Source organism: Methylobacterium indicum (assembly GCF_017347565.1).
In the GTDB taxonomy this organism is placed as follows: Bacteria; Pseudomonadota; Alphaproteobacteria; order Rhizobiales; family Beijerinckiaceae; genus Methylobacterium; species Methylobacterium indicum.
This window is the reverse complement of the sequence record NZ_AP024145.1, coordinates 1757511-1780024: the sequence shown is the minus strand read 5'-3', so window position 1 is coordinate 1780024 and position 22514 is coordinate 1757511. Positions and strand designations below refer to the sequence as shown.

Genomic DNA, 22514 nt, shown 5'->3' with positions numbered 1-22514 from the left:
GCCTCAGGCCGCCCGCACGGTGTCGAGGAAGCGGTGGACTTCCGCCGAGAGCTGCTCGGACTGGCGCGACAGCTCGGAGGCCGAGGCGAGGACCTGGCTGGCCGCCGCGCCCGTATCCTCGGAGGCGCGGGCGACGCCCGCGATGTTGCCGGTCACCTCGGCGGTGCCGTTCGCGGCCTGGGAGACGTTGCGGACGATCTCCTGCGTGGCCGCACCCTGCTGCTCCACCGCCGCGGCGATCGAGGCCGCGACCCCGGAGATCTCCTGGATCCGCCCGGCGATGCTGCCGATGGCGCCGACGGCCTGCGCCGTCACGCCCTGCACCTGACCGATGCGCTGGCCGATCTCCTCGGTGGCGCGTGCCGTCTGGCCGGCGAGCTCCTTCACCTCCGCGGCGACGACCGCGAAGCCCCGTCCCGCCTCGCCGGCCCGGGCCGCCTCGATCGTCGCGTTCAGCGCCAGGAGGTTGGTCTGGCCGGCGATGCCCGAGATCATGCCCACCATGGCGCCGATCTGTTCGGCCGCCCGGCTGAGCTCCTGCACCAGCTGCGAGGTCCGGTCGGCCTCGGCCACCGCCGATTGGGCGAGGTCGGCCGAGCCGGCGACCTGCCGGCCGATCTCCTGCACGGCGGCACCCAGCTCCTCGGCCGCGGCGGCCACGGTGTTGACGTTGGCGGCGGCCTCCTCGGCGGCCGCCGCGACCGTCGTCGATTGGGACGCGGTCTCGGCGGCGGTCGAGGTCATCTGCTGGGCGGTCGCCTGCAACTCGGTGGCGGACGACGAGACGACGCCGACGATGCCGCCCACCGCGCGCTCGAACCCGTCCGCCATCTCCACCATGGTGCGCTTGCGCTCGCTGGCAGCCGCCTCCTCGGCGATGCGCTCGATCTCGGCCTGCTCGGCCGCCTTGCGGGCCACCATGGCCTTGATGTCCTGGACGGCGCGGCCGACGGCGCCGATCTCGTCGCCGCGTGCCGCCTCCTTGATCTCCGCCTCGGCGTCGCCGCCGGCCATGCGCTGCAGCACCGCCACGAGGCGGCCGAGCGGGCGCGTGATGCCGAGCACGCTGACCAGCATCGCCGCGAGGAGCCCGAAGAGCACGCCCGCCGTGCTGAAGGCAATCAGGCTGTAGCGCGTGGCGTTGGTCTGGTCGGTCAGGTCGTCCGAGCTCTTCTCCATGTAGACCCGGATATCGTCGGAGAGCTTGGCGGCCTCAGCGACCATCGTCCGGAAGGTCGGATCGACCTCCCGGTGCACCAGGGACAGGGCCTCGGCGTTCCGCTTGGCGAGGCCGAGGCGGCGCACCTCGGCGACGGCCTCGACGAAGCGGGCGATGCGCGCGGCCTGCTCGTCGGTGCGAGTCGCGAAGCCCGGCGCCTCGCGGCGCAGGTCGGCGAGCATCTGGGTGATCTCGGGCAGGGCCGCCTCGAAGGCCGTATCGGCCCGCCGCATCACCTGCTCGTCGTTCTCGGCGATGATACGGTAAACGTGGTAGTTGAGCTCGAACACGACGCGGTTGATGCGCCGGGCGGTGGCGACGGCCCGGGCCTCCCGCACGAGGAACCGGCTGTAGGCGTCGTCGATGTCGGTCATCCGCGCCTGCGCGTACCAGATGCAGCCGCCGACGATGATGCCGATCAACGCGATCACCCCCATCAGCTTATGCAGGATCTTGACGTTGTTCAGGCCGGACATGATGCAACTCCTCGGGGTGTGTCCCGGTTAGGTCCGATCGTCTAAAAAATCCCTAATGCTCGACCGCCGGCGATGGAAACGCTCGCCTCCGATGCCACGGACCGGCGAATTCGCTGACCTGGGGGAACAAATCTCAAAAGGACGATTTTTGGCCAAATGTAGTTCGACGATGATCGTTCGAGGACCGCCGCGCACGCCCCGCTGGCGACGTGGGACGGCGAGACCGGCCAAGGCGCGGCCGCGATCCCGGCAACGCCCTCGATGGATGAGGATTCGCCCGCGCATGGCCGGGCTCCGTCCACCCGGCTAGGAGACGTCCGCGGCTTGGGCCGGCGCATGGCCCGGCGATGCGCGCGCCGGTTCGTCGCGAGAAACGCGGCCCCATCAAGGACCTAGAGCAGCGCCCGGTTGCAACGCGATCGGGCGCTGCTCTAAGCGTGGATCGCAGCCGGATCGCCGGCCGCCCCTCCCGCTCGAAGGCCATCCCGCGTTGACCACCTCTCCATGACCGGCGCCGTCCTGCTGGCGCTCCTGCCGATCGTGTTCCTGACCACCCTGGGGCTGGTTCTGCGGCGGCGGCGCTTCCTCGCCGAGAGCTTCTGGCCGCAGGCCGAGCGGCTCGGCTACTTCGTGCTGCTGCCGAGCCTGTTCTTCCACGGCCTCGCCACCGCGCGGGTCGAGGCGGTGCCGGTGGGCACCCTCGCCCTGACCCTGATCCTCGCGACGCTCCTCGTCGCCGGGCTCGTCGTCGCGATGCGGCCATTGTTCCGGGTCGACGGGCCGGCCTTCACCTCGGTGTTCCAGGGCAGCGTGCGCTTCAACAACTATGTCGGGGTCACGCTCGCCGTCGGGCTGTTCGGCCCGAAGGGCATCGCGCTCGCGGCGATCTGCAACGCGGCGATCGTGCCGACGGTCAACGTCCTGTGCGTGCTGGTCTTCGCCCGCCACGGCGCGGCGCGGCTGACGCCGCGGGGCGTCGCCCGGCAGCTCGCCACCAATCCGCTGATCGTCTCGTCGCTCGCCGGCCTGGCCTTCCATCTCCTCGGCTGGAGGCTGCCACCGGGGCTGGAGCCGGCGCTCCGCACCCTGGGCGCCGCCTCGCTGCCGATCGGCCTACTCTGTGTCGGCGCCGCGCTCGAATTCACCGGGGCGCGGACCTGGCTATGGCCGGTCCTCTCGGCCTCCGCGATGAAGTTCCTGGCGATGCCGGCGGCGACGCTCCTCGTCGCCTCGCAGCTCGGCCTGGGCGGGCCGGCGCTGACGACGGCCCTGTTGTTCCAGGTGCTGCCGACCGCCTCCTCGGCCTACATCCTGGCTCGCCAGCTCGGCGGCGACGCCGCCCTGATGGCCGGCATCACCGCGGTGCAGACCGTGCTGGCGCTGGTGGCGATGCCGCTGGTGCTGATCGGTCTCTCGGCCTTCGTGCCGATGGGATGAGGCTGATGCTCACGGGCCGGTGCCGGGGCTGCGGATCCGGGGCCGATCCTTGCGAGCCGAGGGCCCGGCCCTCAGGCCGGCACCCCCGCCCGCGGCGCCTCGCGGGTGGCGAGGTTGCGCTTGACCGCGTCCTGCACCTTCTCGAAGGCCCGTACCTCGATCTGCCGCACCCGTTCGCGGGAGACGCCGAACTCGCTCGACAGATCCTCCAGCGTGATCGGGTCGTCGGCCAGCCGGCGGGCTTCGAAGATCCGGCGCTCGCGCGGGTTGAGCACGCCGAGCGCGTCCTTGAGGGCGGCGAGGCGGTTCTGCCCCTCCTGCTCTCGGGCGAGCACGGTCTCCTGGGTCGGGCTGTCGTCGACGAGCCAGTCCTGCCACTCGCCCTCGCCCTCCTCGCGCAAGGGAGAGTTGAGCGACGCGTCGCCGCCGAGGCGGCGGTTCATGTCGATCACGTCCTGCTCGGGCACGCCCAGGCGGGTGGCGATCTGCTTGACCTGATCGGGGCGCAGGTCGCCCTCGTCGAGGGCGGAGATGCGGCCCTTGGCCTTGCGCAGGTTGAAGAACAGCTTCTTCTGGTTCGCGGTCGTGCCCATCTTCACGAGCGACCACGAGCGCAGGATGTATTCTTGAATCGCGGCCTTGATCCACCACATCGCATAGGTGGCGAGGCGAAAACCCTTGTCGGGATCGAAGCGCTTGACCGCCTGCATCAGGCCGACATTGCCCTCGGACACCACCTCGCCGATCGGCAGGCCGTAGCCGCGATAGCCCATGGCGATCTTGGCCACGAGCCGCAGGTGGGAGGTCACGAGCTTGTGGGCCGCGTCGCGGTCGCCGTGTTCGCGCCAGCTCTTGGCGAGCATGTACTCCTCCGTCGGCTCCAGCATCGGGAACCGGCGGATCTCGTCCAAGTAGCGCGACAGGCCCCCTTCATTGGCGAGCACGGGAAGTGCAGCAGCCATACCTACCTCCTCAAAGCTCCCCTCGGTCAGGCGAGCACGAACGACCTCCCGTTGGCCGGCCGCTCGATCCGCTTTCATAGCAGAACGCGGCGCAGCCCGGTAGCGACGGGTGTCGCCACTAACGCGCGAGAGGCCGCTTGGTGCGGCCGTGGCGGTTCGCCGCGTGCGGTGCCGCACGCTCCGGGCGAAGGTCCGCCCGCGGCAGCCGCGTCCCTCCGAGAAGAACGGTCAGGGCGGAGGTTTTCGTCCCGCCGCCCTCGCTGCGTCGCGCCCGGGGCGGTCCTACGGCGTCAGCGCCGCGATCAGCCGGGCCATGTCGGCAGGGGGCGGGCTCTCGAAGCGCAGAGTCTCGCCGCTGCGGGGATGGCGGAAGCCCAGCAGCGCGGCGTGCAGCGCCTGGCGCCCGAGATCGTCGAGGGCCTGGCGCGCCTCCGGCTCCAGGCGGTTCGCCTTGGTGCGGAACGCCGCGCCATAGACCACGTCGCCGAGCAGCGGGTGGCCGCGATGGGCGAGGTGGACGCGGATCTGGTGGGTGCGCCCGGTCTCGAGCCGGCAGCGCACCAGCCCGACGGGCTCGCGCGCGCCCAGCACGTCCTCGGTGCGGTAATGGGTGATCGCGTGGCGCCCGCGGCCCTCGCGCACCACCGCGATCTTCTCCCGGTTGCGCTCCGACCGGGCGAGCGCCGCGTCGATCGTGCCGTTGGCGGGGTCCGGCACGCCCCAGACGAGCGCGAGATAGGCCCGCTCCAGGGGGCCGGTGCGGCCGTGATCGGCGAACTGCGCCGAGAGATCCTGGTGGGCGAGATCGGTCTTGGCCACCACCATCAGGCCGGTCGTGTCCTTGTCGAGGCGATGGACGATGCCCGGCCGCGCGACCCCGCCGATGCCCGACAGGCTGGCGCCGCAATGGGCCAGCAGCGCGTTGACCAGAGTGCCGCTGTCGTTGCCCGCCCCGGGATGCACCACGAGGCCGGCCGGCTTGTCGATGACGATCAGGTCGTCGTCCTCGTGGACGACGGCGAGGTCGCGGGCCTCCGGCTCCGGCTCGGCCGGGCGCGGCGCCGGCACCGTCACGGCGACGCGCTGGCCGCTCACGACCTTGGCGGAGGGATCGCCCGCGGGGGCCGCATCCAGCGTCACTTGGCCCTCGCGGATCAGCGCCTGCAGGCGGCTGCGCGACAGATCCGGCCACAGCCGCGCCAGGGCCCGGTCCAGGCGCTCGCTCCCCTCCCCCGGCGGGATCACGTCCTCCCGCACTTCGCCGTCGCTCAAACCCATCTCTCCCGTCGCGTCACCGGAAACGCCGCCGGGATACGATTTCGGGCTTGTGCCCGTCCAGGCCCGTCGCTATACCCCCGCCATCCCGCCGGCAAGCTCCCATCGTCTAGCGGTCCAGGACGTCGCCCTCTCACGGCGAAAACAGGGGTTCGAGTCCCCTTGGGAGCGCCACGGGTTTCTGGACGACGGAGGATGGGTCCGGGCTTCTCTCTCGAGGATCTCGCGGGTCTTCTTCCGGTGTCCGGCATGTCAGCTCCCATCGTCTAGCGGTCTAGGACGTCGCCCTCTCACGGCGAAAACAGGGGTTCGAGTCCCCTTGGGAGCGCCATTCCACCCCTCCGGGGTGTCGGCGGCCGTATCACCAGCCATCCTCGTCATCACCAGCCATCCTCGTCGTTTCATAGCTGATGCTCTGCGGATCGCGGGGTTTTAGCGCGAACGAGGCGCGTTTCGGCCAGATTTCTTCGGACATGCAGCCCGTCCCGCGGCCAGTCCGTCCCGCGGCGCCGGTGGCCGACCGATAGGATTTTCGTTCGATCCCTTCGAATGAAGGGGGGGCGCATCTCCCCGCCCCCGTGTGGTCGGACCTGCCCCGGTGCAAGAGAAGCGGGCCGTCTCCCCTCCCCGCCGGCGGGGAGAGTGAGTTTCCCGCTCTCGACCGGTCCTGGGCCGCGCCGAGCGGCAATCCTCCCCGCGATCGCCGCCCGCCTCTCGGACCCGCGCCGGGCCCTCAGCGCCGGTTCCGCTCCAGGAACGCCCCGATCCGCTCCAGCGCGCGAGAAATATTCTCCGCCGAGTTGGCGTAGGACAGGCGCAGGTAGCCTTCGCCGTGGATGCCGAAATCCGGCCCGCCGATCGTCGCGACGCCGGCGTCCTCTAGGAGCGCCGAGGCGAGCGCCTTGGCCTTCCAGCCCGTCTCGGAGATGTTCGGGAAGGCGTAGAAGGCGCCCTTCGGGGTGATGCAGGAGACGCCCGGCAGGCGGTTCAGCCCCTCGACCACCAGGAGGCGGCGGCGGTCGAACTCGGCCATCATCGCGGCGACGCAATCCTGCGGCCCGTCGAGGGCGGCGATCCCGGCCCATTGCGTCGCGGCGTTGACGCAGGAGAACGAGTTCACAGCGAGCTTGCGGGCGGCGTCGTAGAGCGGCGCCGGCCAGACCGACCAGCCGAGGCGCCAGCCGGTCATCGCGTAGGTCTTCGACGCACCGTCGAGGTAGATCAGGCGGTCGCGGATCTCCGGATAGGCGAGCAGCGTGTGGTGGCGCTCGCCGTCATAAGTCATCGTGCCGTAGATCTCGTCCGACATGATCGTCACGTCGGGATGCGCGGCGAGGCCGGCGACGAGCTTGTCGATCTCGGCCTTCGGGGTCACGCCGCCGGTCGGGTTGGCGGGAGAGTTCAGGATCAGCAGGCGGGTGCGCGGGGTGATCAGCCCCAGCGTCTCCTCCGCCGAGAAGGCGAAGCCGTTCGCCTCGCGGATCGGCACCGGCACGGGCGTCGCGCCGGTGAACTCGATCATCGAGCGGTAGATCGGGAAACCCGGATCCGGGTACAGGATCTCGGCGCCCGGCTCGCCGAACATCAGGATCGCCATGAACATGGTGACCTTGCCGCCCGGCACGATCATCACGCTGTCGGGCGAGACCTGGACGCCGAGCCGCCGGTCGAGGTCGCGGGAGACCGCCTCGCGCAAGGGCAGGATGCCGGTCGCCGGGGTGTAGCCGTGGTGCCCGTCCTGCAGGGCCTTCACCGCCGCCTCGACGACGTGGGGCGGGGTCGGCATGTCGGGCTGGCCGATGCCGAGATTGATCACGTCGCGGCCGGCCTGGGCGAGAGCCGTGGCGCGGGCGAGGACCGCGAAGGCGTTCTCCTCCCCGATGCGCGAGAAGGCGGGGACGATCACGGGCATGCGATTCTCTCGTTTCCTCGAGGGACGTCCGGCGCGACGGGGGTCTGCCCCGCCTCGCCGCGGCGTCGTCAGGATCCCGCGGCCTTCCTGTGCCGTCGGGACGGGTCGTCCGGGCTCAGCGCGAGCCGTTGCGCTCGGCGAGCCGGCTGACGCCGAACGAGATCGCGCCGCCGAGCACGATCAGGATGATGCCGGTCTTGATCGCCGCCCAGAGCAGCGAGCGCTCGATGCCGGTATCGGTCAGCATCAGGATCAGGCAGACGAGGACCGGAATCGCCACCACGATGGCGATCGGCACGAGCGGGTTGGACGGCGTCTCTTGGCTCATCGGCGGCTCCCCCTGGAGAAGTCGAGCGGTATGGTTCAGCCGGCCTCATAGCATCGCTCGGCGGCCTTGCGACAGCGCCCGCGCGATAAACTTTGGGCGCGGGCCGCCCCTCGCCGGCACGGCCCCGGTCATGCGCCGCGCGGTGTTGCCTTCCTGCACCGGCCGGGTCCATAGCTTCCCGAGAACGGTTCTCGACAAGAACGAACTCGGGAAGGACGACCCCGCCATGGCCCAGACGCCGCGCCCCCGCATCGACGCCAGCCGCCTGCGTTCGCGCCTCTGGTTCGACAACCCGGACAATCCGGGCATGACCGCGCTCTACCTCGAGCGCTACCTCAATTTCGGCCTCACCGTCGGCGAGCTGCGCGGCGGCAAGCCGCTGATCGGCATCGCCCAGACCGGCTCCGACCTGTCGCCGTGCAACCGCCACCACCTCGAGCTGGCTAAGCGCGTGCGCGAGGGCATCACGGCGGCCGGGGGCGTCGCCTTCGAGTTCCCGTGCCACCCGATCCAGGAGACCGGCAAGCGGCCGACCGCCTCGCTCGACCGCAACCTCGCCTACCTGTCCCTCGTCGAGGTCCTGTACGGCTACCCCCTCGACGGCGTCGTGCTGCTCACCGGCTGCGACAAGACCATGCCGGCCTGCCTGATGGCGGCCGCCACCGTGAACATCCCGACCATCTCGCTGAACGTCGGCCCGATGCTGAACGGCTGGAGCCGCGGCGAGCGCACGGGTTCGGGCACCGTGGTGTGGAAGGCCCGCGAGCGCCACGCCGCCGGCGACATCGACTACCAGCAATTCCTCGACATCGTGGCCTCCTCGGCGCCCTCGGACGGGCACTGCAACACGATGGGCACCGCCTCGACCATGAACGCCCTGGCGGAGGCGCTCGGCATGGCGCTGCCGGGCTCGGCGGCGATCCCCGCCCCCTACCGCGAGCGCGGCCAGGCGGCCTACGCCACCGGCCAGCGCATCGTCGACATGGTGTGGGAGGACCTGAAGCCCTCCGACATCCTGACCCGCGAGGCGTTCGAGAACGCGATCGTCGCCAACACCGCCATCGGCGGCTCGACCAACGCGCCGATCCACATCAACGCCATCGCCAAGCTGATCGGCGTGCCGCTCACCTGCGACGACTGGGAGCGCGTCGGCTACGACATCCCGCTCTTGGTCAACATGCAGCCCGCCGGCCAGTATCTTGGCGAGGAATATTATCGCGCCGGCGGCCTGCCGGCGGTGATGTCGGAGCTGCTGGAGGCCGGCAAGCTCCACGCCGACGTCCTCACCTGCAACGGCAAGACGGTTGCCGAGAACTGCGCGGGCGCCCACACCTGGGACCGCGACGTCATCAAGCCCTACGGCGAGCCGATGCGCGAGCGCGCCGGCTTCCTCAACCTCAAGGGCTCGCTGTTCGATTCGGCGATCATGAAGACCAGCGTGATCAGCCGCGAGTTCTACGACCGCTATCTCGCCAACCCGGACGATCCCTACGCCTTCGAGGGTAAGGTCGTGGTGTTCGACGGGCCGGAGGACTACCACCACCGCATCGACGACCCGGCGCTCGAGATCGACGAGCACACGGTGCTGATCATGCGCGGCGCCGGCCCGATCGGCTATCCGGGCGCGGCGGAGGTCGTGAACATGCAGCCCCCGGGCGAGCTGATCCGCAGGGGCGTTCTGTCGCTGCCCTGCATCGGCGACGGGCGCCAGTCCGGCACCTCGGGCACGCCCTCGATCCTCAACGCTTCGCCGGAGGCGGCGGCCGGCGGCGGCCTCGCCTTGCTCCAGAACGGCGACCGGGTCCGCATCGACCTCAACAAGCGCACCGCCGACATCCTCCTTCCCGCGGAGGAGATCGCGCGCCGCCGCGAGGACCTGACCGCCCGGGGCGGCTACCCCTACCCGGCGAGCCAGACCCCCTGGCAGGCGATCCAGCGCGCGATGGTCGACCAGCTCTCCGAGGGCATGATCCTCAAGGGCTCCGAGGCCTTCCAGCGCATCGCGCAGACCCACGGCGTGCCGCGCGACAACCACTGACGTCCATGCACTGACGCCCGTGCACTGACGCTCAAGCCCCGTCCGGCCGCCCGGACGGGGCACCCGCGGCCTCGGGCGGCGATCAGGGGTCGCGCGCACGACCGGAACAAGATCTTACAATGTCGCAACACCCCGCCGACGCGCGAAGACTTGCGACATCAGTCCTCGGGCGCGCGGCATCGGATCTTAACGCTTTCCCGGCTAATAAGACCGTCATTCCTCCGGGAGGGCGGTCACGTGATGTTCGGGTTTCCCAACGTCGGGTTGCGTGCACAAATCGCGGCGTTGGGCGTCGGCGGCGTCCTTCTCGTCGGCCTCATCTTCGGCCTCGGCGCGCATAATCAGGAACGTCTCCAGGACGAGGCCGACCGCGCCGCCGCCCTCGCGGGCCTCGTCGCGGCGATGGCCGAGGAGGTGCAGCAGGCCCACCAGATCGAGACCGACTTCCTGCTGAACCGGCGCGACGCGCTCATCGCCGCGCGTCACGACCGGCTCGCCCGGGCAGCCACGCACCTGGACGAGATCGAGCGCCGGGTCGCCCTCCTGCCGGCGGAGGCGCCGCTCAGGGCGGCCGACGGGCTGCGGGCGGGCCTGAACGTCTATGCCACGCGCTTCGAGAACGTGGCGGCGGCCCAGCGCACCCTCGGCTTCACCGAGAAGGAGGGGCTCCAGGGACGGTTGCGCCAGGCGGTGCACGCCATCGAGCGGCGCCTGGCGCGGGTCCAGGAGACGCGCCTGACCACGCTGATGCTGATGATGCGGCGGCACGAGAAGGACTTCATGCTGCGCGGCGAGGACACCTACGGCGACGAGCTGCGGGCGCGGGCCGCCGAGTTCGAGGCGGCCCTGGCGGCATCGGCCCTGCCGCAGGTGGACAAGGCCGAGATCGCGGGCCTGCTCGGCACCTACCGGGACGGCTTCATGGCCTATCTCGTCGGCGCCGGCAGCCTGAAGGAAGAGGCCGACGACCTCCGGACGATCCACGCGCGCCTCGCGCCACGGCTGGCCGAGGTGGGGCAGCTCGCCGAGGAAGAGCGGCGACAGGCCCAGGCCGCGGTGACGACCTCGCGAACGCAGACCGGCCGCGTGATGCTCGGCTGCATTGCCTTCGTGGTCCTGTGCGCCGGCGCCCTGTCCTGGTGGGTCGGCCGGCGCATCACGATCCCGCTCCGGCATCTGGCCGGGGCGATGGGCCGGGTCGCCGGCGGCGACCTCTCGGTCGGCGTGCCGCCATCCCGGCGCCAGGACGAGATCGGCGCCATCGGCCGGGCCTTCGCGGTCTTCCATGCCGGGATGACGGAGAATGCCCGGCTGGTCGTTGAGCAGGCGGCCCAGCGATCCCGCGGCGAGGCGGAGCGCAGGGCCGCGTTCCGGGAGATGGCCGACCGCTTCGAACGGGCCGTCGGCGGGGTCGCGGCGTCGGTCGCCGTCTCGGCGGACGCGCTGCAGGACACCGCCCGCACGATGAGCGCCATCGCCACCGGAACCGCGGGGCGCTCCGTGACCGTGGCGGCGGCCGCCGAGGAGACGGCGCAGAACGTGGCCGCCGTCTCCTCGGCGACGGAGCAGTTCGGCGCCTCGGTGGCGGTGATCGGGCGGCAGGTGGCGGGCTCGGCCGACCTCGCCCGCCGCGCCGTGGCCGAGACCGACGAGACCGGGGCGCTGGTCCAGGCCCTGAACGGGACGGTGGCACGGGTCGGCGATGTCGTCGGAGTGATCGCCTCGATCGCGGCCCAGACCAATCTCCTGGCGCTGAACGCTACGATCGAGGCGGCCCGCGCCGGCGAGGCGGGACGCGGCTTCGCGGTCGTGGCGGCGGAGGTGAAGGCGCTCGCCACCCAGACCGCCCGGGCCACCGACGAGATCGGCGAGCAGATCGACCGGATCCAGGCCGTGGCGGGCCGGGCGGTCGCGGCGATCGGCACGATCACGGCGCGCATCCGCGAGATCGATGCCGGGGCCGGCGAGATCGCGGCGGCGGTCGCCCAACAGGGCGATGCCGTGCAGGAGATCGTCCGCAACGTGACCCAGGCCTCCTCCGGTACCGGCGAGGTGACCCGCACCATCACCGGCGTGGCCCAGGATTCCGAGGAGACCGGCGCGGCGGCCGCCGAGGTCCTGGCGGCGGCTTCCGCGCTCGCGCGCCAGTCCGAGCATCTCGGGGCCGAGGTCGCGGGCTTCATCGCCTCGATCCGGGCGGCCTGAGACCCACGCGCGGGGCGGGAGCCCGGTCGGCGGCGGTTTACAGCGGCCGGCGCCCTATGGAACTGTGGGACACCGATTCCCGCGAGACGTCCCCGATGACCGACTTCGCCGCGCGCCGCGCCGCCTTCCGGCGGCTCCACGAGGGCGGCTGCTTCGTGATGCCGAACCCCTGGGACATCGGCACCAGCCGCTACCTCGCGGCGATGGGGTTTCCGGCGCTCGCCACCACCAGTTCCGGCTTCGCCTTCACCCGGGCGCTGCCGGACACCGACTGGGCGGTCCCCCTCGACGCGATGCTCGCCCATATCGCCGAGATCGTCGCCGCCACCGACCTGCCGGTGAACGCCGATTTCGAATCCGGCTACGCGCACGATCCCGAGGGCGTCGCCCGCAACGTCCGTTCCTGCGTCGCCACCGGGGTCGCCGGCCTGTCGATCGAGGACGCCACCGGCGATCCCGCCCGGCCGCTCTACGACATCGCCGAGGGCGCGGAGCGCATCCGCGCCGCCCGCGCGGCGATCGACGCCGCGGGCGGCGGCGTTCTGCTGACCGGCCGGGCCGAATGCTACCTCACCGGCCATGCCGAGCCGCTGCCGGAGGCGATCCGCCGGCTCCAGGCCTATGCCGAGGCCGGAGCCGACGTGGTCTACGCGCCGGGCCCGAAGCGGCGCGAAGAAATCCGGACGCTCGTCGAGGCCCTGGCGCCGGTGCCGGTCAACATCCTGATGAGCACCAATCCCGGCCTCAAGGTCGCGGATCTCGAAGCGCTCGGCGTGCGCCGGATCAGCGTCGGCTCGTCGCTGGCGCGGGCGGCCTGGACCGGCTTCATCCGCGCCGCCCGGCGCATCCACGACGAGGGCAGCTTCGGCGGCTTCGACGGCTCGGTCAGCTTCTCGGAGATCAACGGCTTCTTCCGACAGGACCTGAAGGAGCGAGGAGGCGCATGAATCCCGATCGCGATCCCGTCACCGGCCAGCCGATCGGCCACCCCGTCGCCGAGACCAGCCCGGCGCCCGGGCCGGAGCAGATCCGCCTGAACGGTCGCCACGTCCTGGTCGTCCCGCTGAACGCGGACGTCCACGGCGCCGACCTCGCCGAAGGGGCGGTCGGCCCCGGCAAGGAAGCGCTCTGGCAATACATGGCCGCTGGTCCGTTCGACGACCGCGAGAGCTTCCAGGCCTATCTCGTGGCCTGTGAGGCTTCCAGCGATCCCCTGTTCTACGCCATCCTCGATGCCGGGAGCCGCAAGGCGATCGGCCACGCCTCGCTGATGCGGATCGACCGGGCCAACCGGGTGATCGAGGTCGGCAACATCCTCTACACCCCGGCCTTGCAGCGCACGGCCGGCGCCACCGAGGCGATGCGGCTCCTCGCCGGATACGTCTTCGACCTCGGCTATCGCCGCTACGAGTGGAAGTGCAACGCCCTCAACGCGCCGTCGCGAAGCGCCGCCGCGCGCCTCGGCTTCTCCTACGAGGGGCTGTTTCGCCAGGCGGTGATCGTGAAGGGCCGCAACCGCGACACGACGTGGTTCTCGATGCTCGACGGCGAGTGGCCGCAGATCCGCCAGGGCTTCGACCGCTGGCTCTCGCCCAAAAACCTCGAGGGCGGCCAGTCCCTGCGCCTCGGCGCGCTGACCCGGGCGACGATCCCGGGGCACGCCTTGCGCCGGGCGACGACCGCCGACGCGCCCGCCCTCGCGGCCCTGCAGAACGCCGCCTACGCGCCGAACCGCCCGCTGCTGGGCGTCGAGCCGGTGCCGCTCCTCACCCCCGCCGCCGAGGTCCTGGGGCGCTACGAGGTCTGGCTCGCCGACCACGAGGGGGAGCCCGCCGGCGCCCTGGTGCTCGATCCGCAGCCCGACCACCTGATGCTCTGGAGCGTCGCGGTCGATCCGGCGCATCAGGGCTCGGGCCTCGGCAATACCCTGCTGGCGGCGGCCGAGAGTCGGGCGCGGGACCTCGACCTCGTGGAGCTGCGGCTCTACACCGGGGACAAGCTCGTGCGGAACATCGACTGGTACGCCCGGCGGGGCTACGCCACCGCGCGGGTCGAGACCCTGACCGACCGACGCCTGGTGCACATGCACAAGCGCCTCGGCTGAGCGACAGACCAAGCCCCGCCGATCGAGCGGGGCACGACACGACGGGAGGATGAACATGGCGGGACGGCTGACGGGCAAGCGCGCGGTCGTGACGGCGGCGGGCCAGGGGATCGGACGCGCCATCGCGGCGGCCTTCCTGGCCGAGGGCGCCGAGGTTCTGGCGACCGATCTCGACGCGGGCAAGCTCGAGGGCTTGACGGGCGCGCAAGCCGCCTCCCTCGACGTGCGCTCGGACGCGGCGGTGGCGGACTTCGCCAAAGGCGCCGGCCCGGTCGACGTGCTGGTGAACGCCGCCGGCTTCGTGCATCACGGCACCATCCTCGACTGCACCGATGCCGAGTGGGAGCTGGCCTTCGACCTCAACGTGCGCTCGATGCACCGCACCATCCGGGCCTTCCTGCCCGGCATGCTGGAGCGCGGCAATGGCTCGATCGTCAACATCGCGTCGGCGGTCGGAGCGGATGCCACGGCACCCAACCGCTACGTCTACGGCGCTTCGAAGGCGGCGGTGGTCGGCCTCACCAAGGCGGTGGCGCGGGACTTCATCCGCAGCGGCGTGCGGGCGAACGCGATCTGCCCCGGCACCATCCAGTCGCCTTCACTGGACGAGCGCATCGCGGCGCTGGCCTCGATGAACAAGACCTCGGTCGACGAGGCCCGCCAGGCCTTCATCGACCGCCAGCCGATGGGCCGGCTCGGCACGACGGAGGAGATGGGCGCGCTCGCGGTCTACCTCGCCTCGGACGAGTCCCGCTTCACCACCGGCCAGTGCTATATCGCCGATGGCGGCTTCACCCTCTGAGGGAGACGGTTCGATGCATATCCTCATCCTCGGCGCCGCCGGCATGGTCGGCCGCAAGCTCCTCGACCGGCTGGTCAAGGACGGCTCCCTCGGTGGCGAGACGATCTCGCGCCTGACCCTGCACGACGTGGTGCCGCCCGAGGCGCCGGCCGGAACAAAAATCCCGGTCTCGCTCTCGGCGTCAGACTTCTCCGAGCCCGGCGAGGCCGAGCGCCTGGTCGCCGGCCGTCCGGACGTGATCTTCCACCTTGCGGCCATCGTGTCCGGCGAGGCGGAGGCCGATTTCGACAAGGGCTACCGGATCAACCTCGACGGCACCCGCCGTCTCTACGACGCGGTGCGGGCGATCGGCGAGGGCTACAAGCCCCGCTTCGTCTTCACCTCGTCGGTGGCCGTCTTCGGCGCGCCGATGCCCGAGCCCATCCCCGACGAGTACCTGACGGCGCCGCTCACCAGCTACGGCACCCAGAAGGCGATCGGCGAATTGCTGCTCTCCGACTATTCGCGCCGCGGCATCTTCGACGGCGTCGGCATTCGGCTCCCCACCATCTGCGTGCGGCCGGGCAAGCCCAACAAGGCGGCGTCCGGCTTCTTCTCCGGCATCATCCGCGAGCCGCTGGCCGGCCAGGAGGCCGTGCTGCCGGTCTCCGACCAGGTCCGCCATTGGCACGCCTCGCCGCGCTCGGCGGTCGGTTTCCTGATCCACGCCGCGACGATCGACACCCAGCGCCTCGGCGACCGCCGCAACCTGACCATGCCGGGCGTCGGCGCGACCGTCGCCGAGCAGATCGAGGCCCTGCGCCGGGCCGCGGGTGATTCCGCGGTCGCCCGCATCCGCCGCGAGCCCGACCCCACCATCGAGCGCATCGTCGCCGGCTGGCCCCGCACCTTCGACGCCCGGCGGGCGCTGGAGCTGGGCTTCCAGGCCGAGCCGGACTTCGACGCCATCGTGCGGGCGCATATCGAGGACGAGCTGGGCGGAAAGGTGCCGACGTAAGGATTGGCTTGGTAGGCAGAGCGCGGGTTCCCCCCTCTCCCCGCGGGCGGCTGGCAGCCTGTCGGATTCGGCAGGCTGGCACGGTCGCCGTTCTTTGCTGCCAACCTGTTGGCTTCGCAGGCTTTCCAGCGGTTTTGACAGGCGCGTCCCGCCAGGTCGGCGTAGCGTGCGGCCATGACCGTCCTGCGACCCTACAGCCGCCAGCAGCGGTTCCTCCTCCCCCCTGACCTGGCGGACTGGGTGGCGGAGGACGATCTGGCGCACGTCGTCGCCACCGTCGAACGCGTTGCGCTCGATGCGTTCGGGATCAACCATCGCGGCGCTGGCAAGGCCCAGTCCCATCCCCGGCTGATGCTCGGTCTGCTGATCTACGCCAACGGCATCGTCTCGTCGCGGCGCCCCGAACGGGCCACCTACCGCGACATCGGCGCGCGGTTCGTTGCCGCCGACCAGCATCCCGATCACGATACGATCGCGGCGTTCCGCCGGGACAACGCTCGCGCCTTCGGGCCGTTGCCGTCGTAGCGGTAGGCCGCCGGGCCGAACAATGCGTCGTCGATCAGCGTCGGCGCGCCGGCCCTGTCCCAGGCGTAAGACCTGCCCGCTTGGCCCTCACGGCCCGCCCGCTGGTGGCGCAGCTGCCCGACCGGGTCCGAAGGCCTGCTCCAGCACGAAGCCTTTCGCGGAGGCCCGCCGCGTCTCCCGCCCGAGCGGGTCGCGGGTGAACGCCAGCGGCGCGTGGTCGTCGATGGTCAGCGAGGCCAGGGCCCCGAGGGGATCGCGCCCGATCCGCACTAGGCTCGCCCCCGGCTGACCCGCCCCGATCCGCCGTTCGATCCGCCGCCCGAGCCCGTCGAGGCGGCTCTCGACCCGGCGCCCGTTCGTCGTCTCGGCCACGATCCGGCCGTTGCCGTCCCGCTCCAGCACCACCCGCGCCGCCCGGCTCGACGCCTCGACCAGCAGGCCGCGGCCGTCGTAGCGCAGATGCGTTTCATCGCGCGGACGCCCGCCCTCGGGATCCTCGGCGGCGTAGGTGCGGATCGCGGTCAGCCGGTCGGAACGGTCGTAGGCGTAGGTGAGCCGCGACCCGTCGGGCTTGCGCGTCTGCGTCACCCGCCCGGCCGGATCGCGGGTATACTCCGTGCGCCGTCCGTCGAAATCCTCCTCCGCCACCACCCGGCCGGCGGCGTCGCGGATCAGGTGGTAGACATGCCCGGTCTGGTTGGTGACCGCGATCACCCGGCCCTCGCCGTCGTGGGTCAGCGTCAGGCGCCCGCCGCGGGGGTCCTCGATCGCCTGGAGCACGTCGAAGGCGCCGTAAGCGTAGCGTCAGGTCCGGCCCTCGCCGTCGCTGACCGAGGCCAGCACCCCGTCCTCGGCGAAGGTGCGGCTGACGCTCACCCCGTCGGGGCGCACCAGGGTGGTGGGGGTGGCGAATCCTCCGGCGCCGGCCTCGTAGGCGAAGCGGGTGGTGTGGCCGGCCGGATCGGTGAGCGCGACCTGGCGGCCGAACGCGTCGTAGGCGTAAGTGCTGGTGCCGCCGCGCGGGTCGGTGAGGGTGGAAAGCCGCCCGAACGCGTCGTAGCTGCGTCGCTCCTCGCTTCCATCCGGAAAGGTGGTGCGGACGATGCGCCCGCCCGCGTCGCGCGCGTGGCGGGTGACGTTCCCCTCGGCGTCGATCTCCTCGACGACGTTGGCGTGTTCGTCGTGCTCGTAGCGGCGGACGTGGCCTGCGCCGTCGACGACGAGGTCGAGCTGGCCCTCCGGCACCCAGCCGTACTCGGTGCTGCGGCCTTCCGGATCGACGACGCTCTTCGGGTTGCCCCAGAGGTCGTAGGTCGTGGTGGTGGTGTGGCCGTTGGGATCGGTGAGGGCGGTCTCGAAGCCGGCGGCGTCGAAGGTGCGGGAGACGGTGTGGCCGAGGGCGTCGGTCTCGGCGGTGACGTTGTGGTGCTCGTCGTAGGTGAAGCGTTGGGCGAGGGCCTCGGCCCCGCCGGGCAGGTAGGTCGTCTCGCGCTTGTCCCGGTCGTAGGCGAAGCGGTCGTCGTGCCAGAGGCCGTTGGTGGCGGTGTGGACGACGCGTCCCTCGGCATCGTAGGTGAAGCGCGACTGCGAGCGGCGGGTGCGGTTGTGCCAGGCGGCCAGCAGGTCGCTGTCGGGCTCCCAGAGATACGCGACCGACATGCCGAAGGCGCAGTCCGCCTCGGTCATGCGGCCCTTGGCGTCGTAGGCGTAGCGGGCGAGGTCCAGGCGCGAGCCGTCGGTGCTGATCAGCGCGATGCCGGTGCGCCGGCCGCGTTCGTCGTTCGTGAAGGCGAGCGCCAGCCCGTCGGTGCCCTCGGCCCGCTCCAGCACCCCGTCGGCGTCGCGCAGGAAGGTGATGGCGTGGCCGTCCAGATCCTCGATCCGCACGAGGCGGTAGATGTCGTCCTCGTCCTGGCGGAAATGCTTGATCAGGCGGCGGTCGCGCAGCTCGAGCTGGCGCAGCCAGGGGGCGCGCAGGTCGAGATGGGGGCAGCCGGCATTGTGGCTGGCGAGGAAGTTGAACGGCCGGTCGAAGCTGACGACCTTGCCGTCGGCCCGGTGAAAGTCGAGCGGGCCGGGCTCCGGGTTGGCGACGATCTCGTCGAACATCGAGATCTGGCAGGGGCCGAGGGGGCTCGCATAGCCCGCGGGCAGGGGCAGCTTGAGGCCCATGTAGCGCGCCCCGTCGAAGGGCAGCGTCGCCGGAATCAGGAAGTCGTGCCAGGTCTCGAGGTATTCGCCGGTGGCGACGGAGACGGGTCCGTGCGGCGCGCATCGGCCGCCAGACGGTGGTTCTCCCCATGGTTCACCCACCACTCGTCGTCGTGGCGCGCCAGGGCACCCCTTCCGCCCGCACGCGCCACGACCCGTCGATGATCTGCCCGTCGATCTCACCGACCGGGGACGGCGGAGCCGGAGCGTGGCGGAAACCGCACCGCCCCGTACAACCGCGTCACGCGCAGGGTCTCGATCCCCCGGCCGCCCTCGAGGAACACGATCGTCACGGCGCGGTCGTCGTCGAGGTAGAACGTGCTGGTCCGCGTCGCCGGGAAATCGTCACGGTCGGGGTCGAGCTTGCCCGTGGCGCTCTCGACCGTCTCGCCCTCGGCCTCCAGATCGAACGGCAGAGGCGCCCGCAGCGGATCGAACGTCACGTCGGCGATGAGCCACTGGTCGGGATCGCACGTGGTCGCCCTGTCCCAGAAGGGATAGTGCAGGCGCAGGGCCACCCCGCGCTCGGGCGCGGCGTAGAGGGCGAAGCGCTCGGGGCGCGACGGCGGAAAGGTCCCGGCCGGCTGGCCGAGCCAGGCGCCGATCTCGGGCAGTTGGTCCGCGATGCCGGTGCACCAGACGAGACCGGCCAGCCGGTCGCTCCAGGCCCGGGCCTCGGGCCGCTCGGACGGCGCGCTCATCGGATCGGCGGATGACCGGGGAAGTCGATCCGCTCCCAGGCATGGCCGTCGAAGCGGACGATGTCCTTGATGCTCATCGCCCACAGGACCCCGTGCGCGCTGTCGACGAAGTGCGGGTCGGCGATCTCGGGCTGCAGCCCGGTACGGACCGGGGCGATGCGTCCGTCGCGATAGGTGAAGAGGCCGAACGGATCGCCGCCGCTGGCCGCGAGATAGAGCGTGCCGTCGTACATCGTCATGCGCTGGAACAGCGTCGTGCCGAGGCCGGTGCCGGGGCAGAGCCGGAACCCGGTCCTGTGGTTGCCCTTGAGCAGGGTGCCGTCGCCGCCGCAGATCCAGATCGCGTCGTCGGACTCGACGTGGATGTCGATGAGGGTGGAGCGGACGGGGCAGTCGAGCTTCCGGACGGTCTCGCCGTTCCAGAAGTAGATCGATCCGCGCTGTCCGACGGCGTAGACCGCGCGCTCGTGGGGACCGTTGATGCGGGGCATGATGCAGTAGGCGGAGGCCGGCGTTCCGGGCGGCTGGCGCAGGTCGGGCGCGAGGCAGTGCCAGGTCCCGTCCCCGTAGCGGTTGCGCCTGTAGAACTGCAGGCCGTCTCCGCGGGCAAACAGGCTGTCGCCGATCTCCTGGATGTCCTGCATCCGCCCGAAGTATTTGGAGTCCGGCGCATGTATGCCCGTCTCGGGTATGCGTTCGGAAATGGTCGGAAATGAAAAATAACCAACATCGCCTTCAGCCGAAACGACACAGAATCCAGCGTACTCTACTCCTTCGAGCTGAATAATAGTGACGCTCTGAACGCAGCTATCAAGCGCAAACGATCCCTACTTGTTTTCGCCTCGATCATGGTGATCGTAGACACAAAATCGTGTGAAAGATGAATATGTATTGTTTTCCTCCGGATCAGCAGAAATACCAAGACGTCGACCACATTTCATGCACGTCAACAAATATTGCGTTTTCATTTTGAATGAACATTATCTCTCTGTTCCTGGCTTGACAATATTTAACAACTTTGATGTTGCGCTATCTTTGCCGATCGGATTTTTGGTACCTCTAATCGGCGTGTCCGGATCGAACCTCCCATATTCGTCATAAGTCTTCGTCAGGATTTCGCCGCTGCATTCCGGTCTCGCCGCGAGGGCGTGCGACACCGAGATGTCAACGCCCTCACCGAGGGAAAGCACCCCACCGTTGTCGGCAGCCTTGGACTGGATTTCGCCGTCTCCCCCATGGGCGGCGTTATGGGGAGTTCCCTGGGTCGACTTGTTGCCGATCAGGCAGATCGCGGGTCCATCGCCGAACGACGTCAAGCGACTTCCATCGTTGGCGTAGAGGCGGTCGCCCCTCTCCCGCATCTTCCAGTTGCTCGCCCCGAGAAGATAATCCGGGACGATGTGGTGCGCCTGCGACCCGGGGCATTCGACCTGGCAGGCCGTCTTCTGCTTCGAGTAGGGCTCGACGGTGCAAGGGCATTTCCGTTGGCGATCCCGCGCACTGATACGGACGCTGCCCGTTCCCGATTTCGTTCCTGACTTTTCTTTCTTCTTCTTTATCCCGAGATTGTACAGCGGCCGCTGCATGTAGTCCGAGAACGTCTCCCCTTCCTCGGGTTTCAGTCCCTTGATGCCCTTCCACACCGCATCCGCCGCCGCCGTTCCCTGCCCCTGCGGGATCGGCGGCACCGGCATCGGCACCGGAACGGGACCCGGCATCGGCACCGCCAGTTGCGCGTAGTGCGCGCCCGGACGAACCGCATCCGGCCTCGCGTCGCTCGCCGTCTCGCCCGGCGGCCCGGACGCACCCGGCATCCGCGGCGTGATCTCCTTCTCCTCCGGCGTCTCGTAGCGCTTGGCATCCTTGACGTAAGTCAGACGCCCATACGTGTTCCTGTGGTTCATCCACCACTCGTCGTCGTGGCGCACCATGGGGCGCCCTTCCGCCCGCACGCTCGACGACCACGTCTTGGGCTCGCACTCCGCCCCCCGCGTCCCCGACCTCACGCCCCCGCCAACCCCCGGCTCGTCGCCGTAGCACTGCCGGATCAGCGAGCCCCGCACGTGCGAGCGCTCGTCGGTCTGGCGCACGCTGTCGGCGGTGCCCGCCCCCTCCACCTGATGATGCGTGTAGATCCTGTAGGGCACGATCGCGGTCGGCGAGCGGCACCAGTCCATCGCCTCCGCGACGACGATCCCCTCGCGAACCGTCCGCGAGCCCTCCCGCGGCAGGCTCATGCCCCCGCCTCCGCGCTCAGCCCGTGCTCGCCCGACACCGCCAGGCCCGCCGCTTCGGCCAGCGGCAGCACCGCCAGCACCGCTCCGTGATAGGCCGGGCAGCGCGCCACCCAGCCGCGCCAGGTCAGGTCCACCCGCCAGGGCGGCGCCTCCGCCCGCAGGTCGAGATGCACCCCGTCGAGGTGCAGCCGCGCCGACACGGCCCGGCCGTCGAACCAGGCGTGGTGGGCCACCGGCACCAGCCCGGGCAACCGGAACGCCAGCGCCCCGCCCGGCACCAGCCCGTCGAGCCGCACGGTCTCGTCGCCGTGGAGGCGTGGCCGGACCAGGGCGGGCGGGGCGGTCTGGAAGAAACGGTAGTCGAAATCCGCCGGCATCTGCGGGCAGCGCTCGCGAAGCCACGCCTCGTCGCGGGTGCCGCAATGCCCCTCGCGCCAGCGCCAGAACGGCGGCACCGGGCCGAAGCCGGCCGGGCGCGCGACCGTGAAGGGATCGGCGAGGGCCGCCTCCGGCGCCTCGATCCGGGGCGCCGGCAGCACGCGGCCGACCGGGCTCCAGTCCCGGTGCAGCTGCCCCGGGCCGATCGGGTTGTCGGGGCTCATCGTGCCCTCCGGATCCCCCACGATGCGCCCGCCCGCGGCGAGGCGATAGTCGAGCGGCACGCGGGTGGCGGGCTCGGCCGGGCCGAGCTTCCAGGTCGGCCGCAGGAAGCGCAGCGCCGGTTGCCAGGCGCGCGGCCCGTGGACCCGCAGCGCCGCCCGCGTCTCGCCCACCGTCAGCGCGACCGTCCACGAGCGGGCCGGCCGGCCGCCGGGCGCATGGGCGTGGCCGAGGACGGTCACGTCGGCGCCGGGCTTGTAGGGAATCAGGTCCCCGACCTGCACGAGCGGCGTGCGATGGGGATCGCCGGCATAGACGTCGTTGAGCACGAGTGCCTGGGTGTCGGCGAGGCCGAGCGCGCCCTCGGCGGAGAGGTCGTAGCGGCCGCGCACCGCGACCACCGCCATCCCGATCCCGTCGCGGTGCAGGTCGCCGAAGCCGAGGGCGGCGAACGGCGTGTCGTTGCGGATGAGCATCGGACGTCC

At 71.0% G+C, this 22514-nt stretch carries 18 protein-coding genes, 2 tRNA genes and 1 pseudogene; 10 read left to right on the top strand and 11 right to left on the bottom strand.

What is annotated here, in order from left to right:
- Positions 1-3: 3 nt before the first annotated feature.
- A complete protein-coding gene (locus tag miv_RS08305) occupies positions 4-1695 on the bottom strand; it encodes a methyl-accepting chemotaxis protein (RefSeq protein WP_207182244.1) in 1692 nt (563 codons plus the stop codon).
- Between the two features lie 504 nt (positions 1696-2199).
- Between miv_RS08305 and miv_RS08300 the strand changes: the two genes are divergently transcribed.
- Positions 2200-3132 carry an AEC family transporter gene (locus miv_RS08300; protein WP_207182243.1) on the top strand — a complete coding sequence of 311 codons (933 nt, stop codon included), beginning with the start codon at positions 2200-2202 and terminating at the stop codon, positions 3130-3132.
- Between the two features lie 71 nt (positions 3133-3203).
- Here miv_RS08300 and rpoH read toward each other — a convergent pair whose 3' ends face one another.
- Both rpoH and miv_RS08290 read right to left on the bottom strand, forming a co-directional pair.
- Positions 3204-4094 carry an RNA polymerase sigma factor RpoH gene (gene rpoH, locus miv_RS08295; protein ID WP_048426417.1) on the bottom strand — a complete coding sequence of 297 codons (891 nt, stop codon included), beginning with the start codon at positions 4092-4094 and terminating at the stop codon, positions 3204-3206.
- A gap of 282 nt (positions 4095-4376) precedes the next feature.
- Positions 4377-5372 (bottom strand): RluA family pseudouridine synthase, encoded by a 996-nt coding sequence (locus miv_RS08290; RefSeq protein WP_207182242.1) that lies wholly within the window; start codon positions 5370-5372, stop codon positions 4377-4379.
- A gap of 95 nt (positions 5373-5467) precedes the next feature.
- Here miv_RS08290 and miv_RS08285 point away from each other — a divergent pair.
- Positions 5468-5543 (top strand) — tRNA-Glu (locus miv_RS08285).
- Positions 5544-5624: 81 nt separating this feature from the next.
- Positions 5625-5700: transfer RNA gene (locus tag miv_RS08280), tRNA-Glu, on the top strand.
- Positions 5701-6102: 402 nt separating this feature from the next.
- On the opposite strand, the gene miv_RS08275 is transcribed toward miv_RS08280, so the two are convergent.
- Positions 6103-7281: a pyridoxal phosphate-dependent aminotransferase gene (locus miv_RS08275; protein ID WP_048426415.1), complete on the bottom strand. Its 1179-nt coding sequence runs from the start codon at positions 7279-7281 to the stop codon at positions 6103-6105.
- A 115-nt stretch (positions 7282-7396) separates the two neighbouring features.
- The gene (locus miv_RS08270) at positions 7397-7609 is read right to left on the bottom strand and encodes a hypothetical protein (RefSeq protein ID WP_048426414.1); all 213 of its coding nucleotides are present in this window, start codon (positions 7607-7609) and stop codon (positions 7397-7399) included.
- A gap of 226 nt (positions 7610-7835) precedes the next feature.
- On the opposite strand from miv_RS08270, the gene miv_RS08265 reads away from it, so the two are divergent.
- The 7 genes and pseudogenes from miv_RS08265 to miv_RS08235 all read left to right on the top strand — a co-directional run.
- Positions 7836-9647 carry an IlvD/Edd family dehydratase gene (locus miv_RS08265; protein ID WP_048426413.1) on the top strand — a complete coding sequence of 604 codons (1812 nt, stop codon included), beginning with the start codon at positions 7836-7838 and terminating at the stop codon, positions 9645-9647.
- 240 nt (positions 9648-9887) lie between these two features.
- Positions 9888-11852, top strand: coding sequence for a methyl-accepting chemotaxis protein (locus miv_RS08260; protein WP_207182241.1), 1965 nt, complete (start codon positions 9888-9890; stop codon positions 11850-11852).
- 95 nt (positions 11853-11947) lie between these two features.
- Positions 11948-12799: an isocitrate lyase/PEP mutase family protein gene (locus tag miv_RS08255; RefSeq protein WP_048426426.1), complete on the top strand. Its 852-nt coding sequence runs from the start codon at positions 11948-11950 to the stop codon at positions 12797-12799.
- Positions 12796-13956 (top strand): GNAT family N-acetyltransferase, encoded by a 1161-nt coding sequence (locus miv_RS08250; RefSeq protein WP_207182239.1) that lies wholly within the window; start codon positions 12796-12798, stop codon positions 13954-13956. Before miv_RS08255 ends, miv_RS08250 begins: the two co-directional genes overlap by 4 nt.
- Positions 13957-14011: 55 nt before the next feature.
- Positions 14012-14758 carry an SDR family oxidoreductase gene (locus miv_RS08245; protein ID WP_207182237.1) on the top strand — a complete coding sequence of 249 codons (747 nt, stop codon included), beginning with the start codon at positions 14012-14014 and terminating at the stop codon, positions 14756-14758.
- A 13-nt stretch (positions 14759-14771) separates the two neighbouring features.
- Positions 14772-15755 carry a D-erythronate dehydrogenase gene (gene denD, locus miv_RS08240; protein ID WP_058618842.1) on the top strand — a complete coding sequence of 328 codons (984 nt, stop codon included), beginning with the start codon at positions 14772-14774 and terminating at the stop codon, positions 15753-15755.
- A gap of 174 nt (positions 15756-15929) precedes the next feature.
- Positions 15930-16259: pseudogene (locus miv_RS08235) on the top strand (transposase); the annotation flags it as partial.
- Between the two features lie 108 nt (positions 16260-16367).
- Here the strand turns inward: miv_RS08235 and miv_RS08230 are convergent.
- The 6 genes from miv_RS08230 to miv_RS08205 all read right to left on the bottom strand — a co-directional run bounded on the left by miv_RS08230 (position 16368) and on the right by miv_RS08205 (position 22505).
- On the bottom strand, positions 16368-17060 hold the full coding sequence (locus miv_RS08230) for an RHS repeat protein (protein WP_207182233.1): 693 nt from the start codon (positions 17058-17060) through the stop codon (positions 16368-16370).
- A gap of 24 nt (positions 17061-17084) precedes the next feature.
- The gene (locus miv_RS08225; protein WP_207182231.1) at positions 17085-18593 is read right to left on the bottom strand and encodes an RHS repeat protein; all 1509 of its coding nucleotides are present in this window, start codon (positions 18591-18593) and stop codon (positions 17085-17087) included.
- 77 nt (positions 18594-18670) lie between these two features.
- Positions 18671-19192, bottom strand: coding sequence for a hypothetical protein (locus miv_RS08220; RefSeq protein WP_048426406.1), 522 nt, complete (start codon positions 19190-19192; stop codon positions 18671-18673).
- Positions 19189-19836 carry a hypothetical protein gene (locus miv_RS08215; protein ID WP_207182228.1) on the bottom strand — a complete coding sequence of 216 codons (648 nt, stop codon included), beginning with the start codon at positions 19834-19836 and terminating at the stop codon, positions 19189-19191. Before miv_RS08215 ends, miv_RS08220 begins: the two co-directional genes overlap by 4 nt.
- Positions 19837-20172: 336 nt before the next feature.
- Positions 20173-21429, bottom strand: coding sequence for a DUF4150 domain-containing protein (locus tag miv_RS08210; RefSeq protein ID WP_207182226.1), 1257 nt, complete (start codon positions 21427-21429; stop codon positions 20173-20175).
- Positions 21426-22505 (bottom strand): DUF2169 family type VI secretion system accessory protein, encoded by a 1080-nt coding sequence (locus miv_RS08205; protein ID WP_207182223.1) that lies wholly within the window; start codon positions 22503-22505, stop codon positions 21426-21428. The genes miv_RS08210 and miv_RS08205 overlap by 4 nt, the downstream gene beginning before the upstream one ends.
- Positions 22506-22514 lie beyond the last annotated feature (9 nt).

Bases quoted from the DNA above. Each gene is read 5' to 3' on its own strand.
- miv_RS08210 (WP_207182226.1), bottom strand. From the start codon at position 21,429: ATGAGCCTGCCGCGGGAGGGCTCGCGGACGGTTCGCGAGGGGATCGTC.
- rpoH (WP_048426417.1), bottom strand. From the start codon at position 4,094: ATGGCTGCTGCACTTCCCGTGCTCGCCAATGAAGGGGGCCTGTCGCGC.
- miv_RS08250 (WP_207182239.1), top strand. From the start codon at position 12,796: ATGAATCCCGATCGCGATCCCGTCACCGGCCAGCCGATCGGCCACCCC.
- miv_RS08290 (WP_207182242.1), bottom strand. From the start codon at position 5,372: ATGGGTTTGAGCGACGGCGAAGTGCGGGAGGACGTGATCCCGCCGGGG.
- miv_RS08215 (WP_207182228.1), bottom strand. From the start codon at position 19,836: ATGCAGGACATCCAGGAGATCGGCGACAGCCTGTTTGCCCGCGGAGAC.
- miv_RS08245 (WP_207182237.1), top strand. From the start codon at position 14,012: ATGGCGGGACGGCTGACGGGCAAGCGCGCGGTCGTGACGGCGGCGGGC.
- miv_RS08220 (WP_048426406.1), bottom strand. From the start codon at position 19,192: ATGAGCGCGCCGTCCGAGCGGCCCGAGGCCCGGGCCTGGAGCGACCGG.
- miv_RS08265 (WP_048426413.1), top strand. From the start codon at position 7,836: ATGGCCCAGACGCCGCGCCCCCGCATCGACGCCAGCCGCCTGCGTTCG.
- miv_RS08300 (WP_207182243.1), top strand. From the start codon at position 2,200: ATGACCGGCGCCGTCCTGCTGGCGCTCCTGCCGATCGTGTTCCTGACC.
- miv_RS08305 (WP_207182244.1), bottom strand. From the start codon at position 1,695: ATGTCCGGCCTGAACAACGTCAAGATCCTGCATAAGCTGATGGGGGTG.
- denD (WP_058618842.1), top strand. From the start codon at position 14,772: ATGCATATCCTCATCCTCGGCGCCGCCGGCATGGTCGGCCGCAAGCTC.
- miv_RS08205 (WP_207182223.1), bottom strand. From the start codon at position 22,505: ATGCTCATCCGCAACGACACGCCGTTCGCCGCCCTCGGCTTCGGCGAC.
- miv_RS08260 (WP_207182241.1), top strand. From the start codon at position 9,888: ATGTTCGGGTTTCCCAACGTCGGGTTGCGTGCACAAATCGCGGCGTTG.
- miv_RS08275 (WP_048426415.1), bottom strand. From the start codon at position 7,281: ATGCCCGTGATCGTCCCCGCCTTCTCGCGCATCGGGGAGGAGAACGCC.
- miv_RS08255 (WP_048426426.1), top strand. From the start codon at position 11,948: ATGACCGACTTCGCCGCGCGCCGCGCCGCCTTCCGGCGGCTCCACGAG.
- miv_RS08270 (WP_048426414.1), bottom strand. From the start codon at position 7,609: ATGAGCCAAGAGACGCCGTCCAACCCGCTCGTGCCGATCGCCATCGTG.